11 protein-coding genes are annotated in these 10,097 nt (G+C 59.9%); 8 read left to right on the forward strand and 3 right to left on the reverse strand.

The genetic code is table 11. The annotated features are described in order from the left end of the window. The first annotated feature begins 77 nt into the window (after nucleotides 1-77). Both BN871_RS15850 and BN871_RS15855 read left to right on the forward strand, forming a co-directional pair. Nucleotides 78-602, forward strand: a complete 525-nt coding sequence (locus BN871_RS15850; protein ID WP_048747229.1) for an RNA polymerase sigma factor — start codon at nucleotides 78-80, stop codon at nucleotides 600-602. Further along, nucleotides 599-1,747 (forward strand): DUF4179 domain-containing protein, encoded by a 1,149-nt coding sequence (locus tag BN871_RS15855; RefSeq protein ID WP_021877553.1) that lies wholly within the window; start codon nucleotides 599-601, stop codon nucleotides 1,745-1,747. The genes BN871_RS15850 and BN871_RS15855 overlap by 4 nt, the downstream gene beginning before the upstream one ends. A 284-nt stretch (nucleotides 1,748-2,031) precedes the next feature. On the opposite strand, the gene BN871_RS29685 is transcribed toward BN871_RS15855, so the two are convergent. The 3 genes from BN871_RS29685 to BN871_RS15865 all read right to left on the reverse strand — a co-directional run bounded on the left by BN871_RS29685 (nucleotide 2,032) and on the right by BN871_RS15865 (nucleotide 4,107). Next, nucleotides 2,032-2,154: a hypothetical protein gene (locus BN871_RS29685; protein WP_021877552.1), complete on the reverse strand. Its 123-nt coding sequence runs from the start codon at nucleotides 2,152-2,154 to the stop codon at nucleotides 2,032-2,034. Between the two features lie 189 nt (nucleotides 2,155-2,343). Beyond that, on the reverse strand, nucleotides 2,344-2,682 hold the full coding sequence (locus tag BN871_RS15860; protein ID WP_048747231.1) for a hypothetical protein: 339 nt from the start codon (nucleotides 2,680-2,682) through the stop codon (nucleotides 2,344-2,346). A 96-nt stretch (nucleotides 2,683-2,778) separates the two neighbouring features. After that, complete coding sequence (locus BN871_RS15865) at nucleotides 2,779-4,107, reverse strand: discoidin domain-containing protein (protein WP_083436482.1); 1,329 nt, start codon at nucleotides 4,105-4,107, stop codon at nucleotides 2,779-2,781. 278 nt (nucleotides 4,108-4,385) lie between these two features. On the opposite strand from BN871_RS15865, the gene BN871_RS15870 reads away from it, so the two are divergent. The 6 genes from BN871_RS15870 to BN871_RS15895 all read left to right on the forward strand — a co-directional run. Further along, on the forward strand, nucleotides 4,386-5,924 hold the full coding sequence (locus BN871_RS15870; RefSeq protein WP_048747232.1) for an ABC transporter substrate-binding protein: 1,539 nt from the start codon (nucleotides 4,386-4,388) through the stop codon (nucleotides 5,922-5,924). Between the two features lies 1 nt (nucleotide 5,925). Then, complete coding sequence (nikB, locus tag BN871_RS15875; RefSeq protein ID WP_048747233.1) at nucleotides 5,926-6,870, forward strand: nickel ABC transporter permease; 945 nt, start codon at nucleotides 5,926-5,928, stop codon at nucleotides 6,868-6,870. Further along, on the forward strand, nucleotides 6,867-7,682 hold the full coding sequence (nikC, locus tag BN871_RS15880; protein ID WP_048747236.1) for a nickel transporter permease: 816 nt from the start codon (nucleotides 6,867-6,869) through the stop codon (nucleotides 7,680-7,682). The genes nikB and nikC overlap by 4 nt, the downstream gene beginning before the upstream one ends. Continuing rightward, a complete protein-coding gene (locus BN871_RS15885) occupies nucleotides 7,682-8,500 on the forward strand; it encodes an ABC transporter ATP-binding protein (RefSeq protein ID WP_048747238.1) in 819 nt (272 codons plus the stop codon). The genes nikC and BN871_RS15885 overlap by 1 nt, the downstream gene beginning before the upstream one ends. Then, nucleotides 8,497-9,282 carry an ABC transporter ATP-binding protein gene (locus BN871_RS15890; RefSeq protein ID WP_232313103.1) on the forward strand — a complete coding sequence of 262 codons (786 nt, stop codon included), beginning with the start codon at nucleotides 8,497-8,499 and terminating at the stop codon, nucleotides 9,280-9,282. The genes BN871_RS15885 and BN871_RS15890 overlap by 4 nt, the downstream gene beginning before the upstream one ends. Further along, nucleotides 9,279-10,097 (forward strand): MATE family efflux transporter (locus tag BN871_RS15895; RefSeq protein WP_048747240.1); only part of this gene is annotated, 819 nt, incomplete at its 3' end. The genes BN871_RS15890 and BN871_RS15895, both read left to right, overlap by 4 nt.

Here is a 10,097-nt window from a genome sequence, read left to right on the forward strand (position 1 = left end):
GTCGGCAATAAATAATGAACCCGCCTCATTGTTAGGACCATATAGATGTGAATGGCCATTCAGAAGGGAGCAGCTACTTGGATATTGAAGCACTGGGTAATCTTGTACAGCTGCATGGCAAAGCGATATACGGATTTTGCTACAAGCTTGCGGGAAATAAGGCAGACACGGATGATCTCTATCAGGAAACGTTCCTGAAGGCGATTGAAGTGCGCCACAAATTGGACGCAAGCCAAAATCCAAAGGGATTTCTGATTTCTATTGCGGTTGGATTGCGTAAAAACAACCGGCGGAAATGGGCTCGAAGGCAGAGAATTGCGCCTATAGCGGAGCTCAATGAGGCTGTGGACAAGCACTCTTGGCCCTACAGCAATGAGACGCCTGAAGATGCTGTCCTGTCGCAGGAGCTTCGCGGGATGATACAAGCGGCGGCGGACAGGCTGGACGATCGGTTGAGAATTCCGCTCTATATGCATTATACAGCGGAAATGTCCATTGATGAGGTCGCATCGGCGCTCAGAATTCCGTCCGGTACGGTAAAAAGCAGGCTGTCTAGAGCCCGGGAGGCTGTAAAAAAAATGTTGGAGGTTGAGTCCCTTTGAATGAGTCCGAGAAGTGGGACCGGTTGTTCAAGGAAGCTTTGGCTTCGACAGCGGAGCCCGATGAGGAATTGAATGAAAGAATGTTGAACCGGATAAAGGAGAGAAGCAGAAGAATGCCTGTATTCAGAAAAAGGATTTCCATAGCCGTGCTGGTTGCCGTATGCACGCTGGTCATGTCGATAACGGCTGTTGCCGCTACTCAATTTTTCAACCCCAAGCAGGTTGCGGAACACTTGGGAAAAGATATTTTGGCCAAAGCGTTTGAGAGCAAAGATGCCATCGAAATCAATCAAACGGTCGCTTCCGGCGACTACAGCTACACCTTGCACGGGATCGTCTCGGGAGCGGGGCTCGAAGAGATGAACAGCTCTGCACAAACCGTCAATCCGGCCAGAACCTATGCGGTTTTGTCCATCACCAGACAGGATGGCAAGCCTATGCCGGCTACAAGCGACGCGGAATACGGCAAAGTGCCATTCTTCGTATCCCCTTTGATTAAAGGCCAGAAGCCATGGCAGGTTAATATCATGACGATGCATGGCGGTTACAGCGAGACTGTTATAGACGGGATTATGTACAGATTGATTGAATGCGACGGATTGGAGATGTTCGCCGACAGAGGTGTCTATTTGGCTGTCAGCAGCGGCGAAAGCTTCTATAACAGCGAAGCGTTCGCGTATAACGAAAGCACAGGCGAAGTGAAGCCTAATGCGGATTATAAAGGGACTTCCATTTTGTTTGACCTGCCTCTGGACAAAGCCAAGGCCGATCACGCCAAGGCCGAGGCCTATCTGAAGAAAATGCGGAACGAACCATCCCCAAAAACCGGAGCGGATCCGGAGACCGCATCCAATGACGCTGAAGCGGATATGGTCAAAAAAATGGATGAGTTGAAGAATAAAATACCCGATGGCGAGATCATACCCGAATCCGTCAAAGAAGTGACTTATGACGACTTAGGCAGAGCGATCTATGAATATGACGGCTGGAAGTCTGCATTATCTGTGGACATGCTGTTTACTGAAGGCCAAACGGGCTATTCGGACGCCGTACAATTCAGCGAGGCGAACGGCAATTACATGGCGCTTCAATTTGCCAGAGACGAAAAAGGCGTTATTACAGGTAGAGTAATCAACCTTGAATAGGGATGCGTCCGGCACGAGCGAAGCCGCTCTGCCGGTTTTTTTTGTAAACAGCGCGCCCAGAGCCAATATTCTAGCGCATCTTCATCATCTAGCATGCGCCCATTATCATTCCACTGACCGTACCTTTTGCCTTCCGCAGCTTGGGAACCGTTTTTCTTTTTATCCTCTATACGCTGAAACAGCCGTCAACCAGACCCGTCCAGAATGCTGGCCTGCAAACCCTCGATGGTCACCGCCGCAAGGCGACCCTTCAAGGCAGCCTGGGCCGCCGCCCGCAGCTCGGCCTACAGCGCGTCCTCGATGCCACGGCCGATCTCGCAGGCCGGATTCGGATGGTCGTGGAAGCTGAAGAGGCCCTCGTCGGCGGCTGCCTCTACTATGGAAAACCGGCTGCTGATCGGCTTCATCGTTCATCCCCCCCTCTATGGTAGCGATGGTAGTTCCGGGAGGCTGAAATGCTAAGCCGCCGCCGCGTTAACTCCGATTTCCAGGCATGCATCCTAATCAACGGATGCCGCCATCCGGCTTCTAAAGACGCTGCTTTAAACAAAAGAAACTCCCTTCGGCCGAAGGGAGTTTCTTGCTGAACCTCGCGCCTAGAAGCTGCTCGGCGGCGGCGGTACGGGAGGATGCGAGGGCGGATTCGGAACGAATGTCCTGGACGCGCTGACGAACAGCGTTATGGCGGTCGCCAGATGCATGAACATGCCGACAAACGGAATCCAGGCGATCAGCGAAGTGATGATGCCGAGAATGGAGCTGCTGCTCGATTCGCCATTGCTCTTGGACAAGGCGAAGGTAATGATATGCAGAATAAGCATGACGAATAAAGGCACATAACCGAAGCCGATCACGATGAAGGCTCCGACAAGCGGAATGCCGAGGACCAGTTCCATGGCCCCCGTCAGCCATTTCATGGTGCGGGATGCAGGCATGAAGGTATTCCCCCTATAGTCTGATAGAACCACTATATCAGGAGAATTTACAAAATACTACCATCATCCGCCGCTCTCATCCCCGTTCAGGTACAATCAGGCGTACAATCCGAGCTCCGCCAGCTGCAGCTCCGCGCCGCCGTTGTTGGCGGTCACGTTCAGCCGGTAATACTTGAAGGCGGACGTATTGGAGATTGCATAGGTTTTCGTCTGGAAGCGGGAGGCGAACGTCTCCCCGCTGCGCGTATCGAGCGTCGTCCAGCTGCTGCCGTCGTTCGAGCCTTGGAGACTCCAGCTCTTCGGATCCCGGGCCGGAAAATCGTTGGCCGAGGTGAGGCTGTACTGGCGGGCGGCATAGGCATTGCCTCCGCCGAACTGGTACTGGAGCCAGCCGCTGCCGGCGAAGATCAGCCACTTGGTGCCGCTCGCCCCGTCGAACGCCTTGGACACGTCCTCGCCGGACGGGCTGCCGCCTTGGCTGGCCGAAGCGGTGCCGCCGGCCGTCAGCGAGCCGTTGCCCGTGGAGCCGGCTACGGCGCTGTTGATCGCGCCCGCATAATCCGCCGCGGAGCCGTACTGCGAGTATTTGAGAATATCGTCGTAGAGCCACATGAATCCGCCCGCAATGCCGGCGCTGCTCTTCCAGCCCGCCATTCGGCTCTGCACCTGCGCCGGCGTATTGCCATAGGAAGGCGTCTTGCTGTCGAGGCCGGGCATGACGGTCAATCCGAGCGCGCTGCTCCAGGCAGCGGGGCTGTTGCCGGCTCCCCCGTCGTATACCTGCAGATAGATGCGGTCGACCTTGGCGCCGATTCCGGTTTTGACGTTCTTCCAGTAGGTCTGGTTGTTGTAGGGACAGAGCGTGATGCCGACGCCCAATCCGGTCAGCATCTTGCCGAAGGAAACGGTCGTGCCCGAATCGTACAGATCCTCGTCGTCGAAGCTGACCGCATCCGCGCCCGTCGCTTGCAGCAGCGCGGCGAAGTTGCGGTACAGAATGCTGCCGCTTCCTGTTCCCTGGGAGGCGATGAGGCTCTGGATGTTGTGGAAGTCGTTCACCGCCGCGGAGCCGACGCTCAGCTCGATCCGCTTCACTCCCGTCGTCCCCTGCTTGAGCGAGGCCAGCTCGGACGGCCAGGAAGCCTTGCCTACGTACGATCCGCCGGATGCCACCAGCTGATCGTTGTAGACGAGGTCGCCGTTCGCGTTGACGTGGATCGTCCACAGCATGACGGTCGTGAAGCCGGATGCCTTGAGGTCGTTCATCGTCGCGGTTCCGCCGCTGTAGAACGGTCCTCCGCCATAGATGACAGACTCGCCGCCCGCGGCGGCGGCAGCCCTCGCCGGCACGCTTGCCGCTGCAGCCGTCAGGCTCAGCAGCAGCGCCGCCATCACCAGCCAGTTCAACATGCGCTTGTTCATCATCAATCTCCCTCCTTTGAATGGATTTGCCGCTGATCTTCATCAATTCGTGATACCGCTTACAGATGCTTGAAGCGCGGCGGAAGAGCTCTGCCCTTCCTCTTCTACCGTAACCGCCGATCTTCCGCGCGGCCAGTTGCCAAATTAAATCTCCGATGTATAAAGGATAGTTGATATCGCTAAAAAAAAGGTTTACAGCGGGTGCCGCTCTCCCTATAATGAGAACCATCGCGATTCTTAATAGTAAAAAATACGATTATCTGCAAGGGGATGCCTGTTTTATGCTCAAAAAGATTTTTCTCTTTCCGTCTCTTATCCTTTTCCTCCTGCTGCTTGCCGCCTGCTCCGATGCCAAGGAAGCCGGGACAGGCGGCTCCGAACGGGTCCAAGCCTTCGGCAAGAGCCTCCGCCTTCTCTTTAATATCCAGAGCCATGCTATCGACCCTCATACCGATACGACTTACATCGCCGTGAGAGCCGGCATCGCCGAAACGCTGGTCGTCATCAGCGACGAACTCGGCCTGCAGCCCGGCCTGGCGGATGACTGGAGCAGCAAGGACGGCCAGCACTGGACATTCCATATCCGGGAGGGAGCGGCCTTCCACGATGGACAGCCGCTCGACGCGGAAGCGGTCAAGCTTTCCCTTGTGCGGGCCCAGGAGCTGAATCCGGCTGTCCGGAACACGCTTCGCCTTCGCGAAATCCATGCCGACGGCCAGCTGCTGAAGCTGGTGACGGAAACCCCCAACCTGGAGCTTCCCTCCAGCTTTGTGCACCCCAACACCGCCATCGTCGCTCCCTCCTCCACGGATTCGAACCCGGTCGGAACCGGTCCCTTCAAGCTTGCCGACTTCCGTTCCGGCAGCAGCCTCAAGGTCGACCGGAACACCGGCTATTGGGGCGGTCCGGTCAAGCTTGAGCATGCCGAGATTCTCTTCAATTCGGACGCCAACGCGAGGCTGATGGCGATCAAGGCCGGGAGCGCCGATATCGTCTTTCGTCCGCCGCTGGAGAGCTTCGCCCAGCTTCAAAGCGACCCTTCCCTCACGGTGGAATCCCGGTCCGGCTTGAGAACCCACCTCCTGATGTACAACATGCGCAACCGACATCTGGCGCAGGAGCAGGTGCGCAGAGCGTTCGATCATCTCATCGACCGCGAGACGATCACCAAGGACATCATGGCCGGCCAGGCTACGCCGGCTGCCGGCGCCTTCCCGGCCGAAGCGCCATTCTCTCCCGCTTACAGGCCCAAGGCGTTCAGCCTCGATCTGGCTCGCGAGGCATTCCGGGAAGCAGGTTTTACCGTCGAGGGGGGCAAGGTGTCCGATCAAGGCAAACCTCTCTCCTTCCGCCTTCTCACCTACTCCTCCCGAGCCGAGCTGCCGCTGATCGCCCAGCTTGTCCAAGCCCATGCAGGCGAGCTCGGCATCAAGCTGGAAATACGCCAGGCGGAGAACATGGATGAATATCTCTCCGCCAACGACGACTGGGACCTGGCTACCTACAGCCTCGTCACGGCGCCGCGAGGCGAAGCCGCCTACTTCCTGAACAGCGGGTATTTGCCGGAAGGCGCTCTGAATTACAGCCACATCGATCATCCCGGCCTGCAGGCAGCGATCGGCACCCTCAATGAGACCGTAGACGCCGCGGAGCGGCTCGAGCGCAGCCGCCAGGCGATGGCTATCGCGGACAGCGAGACGTTGAACTCGTTCATCGTCCATCCCAATATCGTTGTCGTCTACAGCGGCAAGGTCCTAGGCTGGAAAACGACGATGAGCGAGTATTATCTGCTCACCAAAGACCTGGACGTCGCGAGCTGACATGGCTGCGTCCATCGCCAGAAAAGTTTTGCGCCTGCTTGTATTCCTGCTCGGCCTCACCTTCCTGAGCTTTTGCCTGCTGAAGCTTGTGCCGGGAGATCCCGTCCGGGGCATCCTGCGGGTGGACGAGATGGCGGCGACCCAGGACCAGATGGGAGGAATCCGTAAGGAGCTCGGACTCGATCTGCCGCTGTACCGCCAGTACGGCATTTGGCTGTCCCAGCTTCTTAAGCTGGACTTAGGCTCCTCCTACTTGAGCGGACGGCCGGTCGCGGCCGAATTCGCCGAGAAGCTCCCGAACACGCTGGCGCTTGCAGCCGGTTCGCTGCTCGTCATGCTGCTCGTCTCCCTGCCGCTTGGAGCGCTCGCCGCCAGGCATCGGAACCGATGGCCGGATCGGATGAGCCGCTATATGTCGGCAGCCGTTTCTTCCATGCCCAGCTTCTGGCTCGGACTGCTGCTGATCGATCTGTTCGCGGTTCGCCTTCAGCTGCTTCCCCCGATGGGCAGCGAGGGAATCGCCTCTCTCATCCTGCCTTCCGCAACGCTGGGCCTGTCCATGGCAGCCCTCTACGTCGGCCTGATCCGCTCCAGCCTGATCGAAAGCGGGAGCCAGGAGTTCATCCTGTCGGCGCGGGCTCGCGGCATTCATCCTTTCCGCATCTTTGTCCGGCATCAGCTGCGGCACAGCCTCGTCCCTCTGCTGACGCTGCTCGGCGAAAGCCTGGCCAGCCTGCTCGGAGGAACGGTCGTCATTGAAACCTTGTTCAATTACCCGGGCATCGGCAAATGGATCGTCGATGCGGTGTCTGCCCGCGACTATCCCGTCATCATGGGCTATGTGCTGTTCGCCGCCTTGTTCATCCTTCTCGTCAACCGTTCGACGGAGGCGGCTTGCCGGCTTGCCAATCCCGAACTGGCACGAAAGGAGCTTCGCCATTCATGAACACAACCATGCGAAACGCCGGCATGCTGATTGCTGCCGCAGCGGCTGTCGCCCTATTCTCGATTCCTTCTCCCACTCCCTGGAATCCGTATGAGATCTCCATGGGAGAACGCCTGCTGCCGCCGGGAACGGAGCACTGGCTCGGCACGGACCATCTGGGACGCGACCTGCTGGCGAGAATCATCGCCGGGGCCCGTCCCACCATCGGGATCGGCCTGGCCGTCCTGCTCGTCTCCATCGCCATAGGCGTGCCCCTCGGACTGCTGTCCGGGATGAAGGGCGGCCGTGCGGACAGCATCTTCAAGCCGATCATCGACGGCTTCATGACGTTTCCCGATTACCTGTCCGCCATCATTCTGAGCGCGCTTCTGGGACCCGGGCTCATGTCCATGCTCATAGCCGTGATCGCTGTTAAATGGGTGCGCTATGCCCGTCTCGCACGCAGCGTGGCGCTGGCGGAAAAAGAAAAGGACTACGCCGCCATGGCTCTGCTCAGCGGCCTCTCGCCGGTCCGTTTGGTTCTCAAGCATATCCTTCCGCATGCAATGGGCCATGTCGCTGCGCTCGCGGCCGCGGATCTCGGCAAGATCATCCTGCTGATGGCCTCCTTGTCCTACCTCGGCCTCGGCTCCCAGCCGCCGGCGCCGGAATGGGGCTCCATGCTGAGCGAAGGGCGCGCCTATTTCCATGCGGCGCCCCATCTGATGCTCGCACCCGGCCTGGCCGTCATGGCCGCCGTGCTGCTCGCCGGCTTCGCGGGCAACCGGCTGCGCGACCGGTACGACGTCAAGCTCAAAGGAGGAGCGGAATAATGCTCGCGATATCGAAGCTTTCCATCCGCAGCGGAAGCCAGGAGCTGGTCCGCTCGCTGAGCCTCGAGCTGCAGGACGGGGAATGGCTCGGGCTCGCCGGGGAAAGCGGCAGCGGCAAGTCGCTGACCGCAGCCGCCATCGGAGGCTTGCTGCCCCGGCCGCTGTCATGCAGCGGATCGATTCTCTGGAACGGGCTTGAGCTGCTCCGCCTGGACGCCAAGTCTCGGCGCCGGCTGCTCGGCAGCGAAATCAGCTACGTGTTCCAGGATTACCGGAATACGTTCACCCCGTTCCTGACGATCGGCTCCCAGCTGACGGAGCTGCTCGAAGCCCATTTATCCCTTGCTGCCCGCGACCGCAGGCAGCGATGCCTGGAGGAGCTGGAGCAGGCGGGCCTCCCTGCAGAGCGGGTGTTCGGCAGCTATCCGTACCAGCTGAGCGGCGGCCAGCTCCAGCGCGCCGCCATCGCCGCCGCCCTGCTGCTGCGTCCTAAGCTGCTGATTGCAGATGAGCCTACAACAGCGCTGGACAGCCTCTCCTCGCGCAAAGTGCTGGGACTGCTCGACGCCGCCAAATCCCGCTTCGGCATCTCGATTATTTGGATCACCCATGACTTGAGGCATGCCCGAAGGCATGCGGACCGGATCGCGGTCATGAGGACGGGAAGCATCGTGGAGACCGGGTCCGCCCGCCAGGTGCTGGAGCATCCCGCCCATCCTTATTCCCGGCGGCTGATCGCTTCCATTCCCCCCGCTGCGGCGCGAGATGCCGGAGCGGCTGGCCGCCTCCGCCGGCCTGGAAGGAGAAGATCCTCTTGACCATCCACGATAATGCCCCCCTGTTGACCGTCCGGAACGTCCGCAAAAATTACGGCGGCAAAGCGGTGCTGCATGACGTCAGCTTCGAGCTGAAGAAAGGCGAATGCCTCGGCATCGTCGGCGAAAGCGGCAGCGGCAAAAGCACGCTGGCACGCTGCCTGCTCACCTTGAGCGGTTGGGATGAAGGCGAAATTGCGTTTCGGGGCGAGCCGCTTGCCAAAGCCTCCAGAGCCAAGCTCATGCAAGTCCGGCCGCAGATGGGAGCCGTCTTCCAGAATCCCGCCGCTTCTCTCAATCCGCGCCTGCGCATCATCGACTCCCTCCTGGAGCCGCTTGACCAGCGGAGAGGGTTCCGCCCTGCAATCCTGGACGGCGTACCGCCGGGAAGGGAGGCAGCCGCGGCAGCGCTTCTTGAGCTGGTGCGCCTGCCTGCCTCGACCATGGGCAGCTATCCCCATGAGCTGAGCGGCGGGCAGAAGCAGCGGATCGCCATCGCCAGAGCGATCAGCTCGGCTCCGGCCTTCCTCGTGCTGGACGAGCCGACGGCCAGCCTCGACATGACCACCCAGGCGGCCGTTCTGGATCTGCTCAAGGACTTGCGGAAGGAGCTGTCGCTGTCCTGCCTGTTCATCTCCCATGATCTGGCGGCCGTCCACTTCATGAGCGACGAGACGATGGTCATGCGAAACGGGCATATCGTCGACCGGTTCCGCAACAAGGAGCTGTTCGACGACGTCCGCCACGACTACACGAAGCTGCTGCTGGAGGTCTTTCAGGAATGAACGACCCTTCTTCCCTTCCCGGACACCGCGCTTACTTGCGGCTCGTCCTCCCGCTCACGGCCGCAACGCTGTCAACGCCTCTTCTGGGCATGGTCGACACCGCGGTCGTCGGGAACCTCGGGGATCCCGCCGTGCTTGGGGGCACAGCTCTGGCGGTCGTTTTGTTCAACACCCTCTACTGGCTGTTCGGCTTCCTGAGGGTCAGCACCTCGGGGTTTGCGGCGCAAGCCCGGGGAAGCAGCGACATGGAGCGGGCTTCCGCCCAGCTCATCCGCCCGCTGGCGGTCTCCCTGCTGCTCGGCCTCGCTTTCATCCTGCTGCAAAAGCCGATCTTCTCCGGCTTTATCGCACTGTACAAGCCCGATCCCGACGTCGCCCGCTTCGCCTGGCAATACTACGGCATCCGCGTCTGGGGCGCTCCCGTGACGCTCGCCAACTACGCGATTCTGGGCTGGCTGCTCGGAATGGCTCATATCCGCCAAACGCTGATCCTCCAAATCGGCGCCAACATGCTCAATCTCGTGCTGGCCCTGCTGTTCGTGCAGACGCTGTCCTGGGGAGCGGCCGGCGCGGCCTGGGCCCTCCTGATCGCGGAGAGCGGCTCCCTGCTGCTCGGCCTGGCCTTTGTGCTGCGTTCTCCCCATTTCCGGCTTAGCCTGCCGGGCGCGGCGGCGGCCCTTGGAGCAGGCGGATGGGCGGGGATGTTCCGGGCCAACGCCGATCTGTTCATCCGAACCTTGTGCCTGCTCGGAATGATCAACGGCTTCACGGCGGCGAGCGCATCTCTAGGCACGACATTTCTGGCCGCGAACGCA

The sequence above is a fragment of the Paenibacillus sp. P22 genome (genome assembly GCF_000469945.2).
GTDB classification, from domain to species: Bacteria; Bacillota; Bacilli; order Paenibacillales; family Paenibacillaceae; genus Paenibacillus_O; species Paenibacillus_O humicus.

Coding starts and splice junctions, on each gene's coding strand:
- nikB (WP_048747233.1), top strand. CDS start 5,926: ATGGCTGCGTCCATCGCCAGAAAAGTTTTGCGCCTGCTTGTATTCCTG.
- BN871_RS15870 (WP_048747232.1), top strand. CDS start 4,386: ATGCTCAAAAAGATTTTTCTCTTTCCGTCTCTTATCCTTTTCCTCCTG.
- BN871_RS15860 (WP_048747231.1), bottom strand. CDS start 2,682: ATGCCTGCATCCCGCACCATGAAATGGCTGACGGGGGCCATGGAACTG.
- nikC (WP_048747236.1), top strand. CDS start 6,867: ATGAACACAACCATGCGAAACGCCGGCATGCTGATTGCTGCCGCAGCG.
- BN871_RS15865 (WP_083436482.1), bottom strand. CDS start 4,107: ATGATGAACAAGCGCATGTTGAACTGGCTGGTGATGGCGGCGCTGCTG.
- BN871_RS29685 (WP_021877552.1), bottom strand. CDS start 2,154: ATGAAGCCGATCAGCAGCCGGTTTTCCATAGTAGAGGCAGCCGCCGAC.
- BN871_RS15885 (WP_048747238.1), top strand. CDS start 7,682: ATGCTCGCGATATCGAAGCTTTCCATCCGCAGCGGAAGCCAGGAGCTG.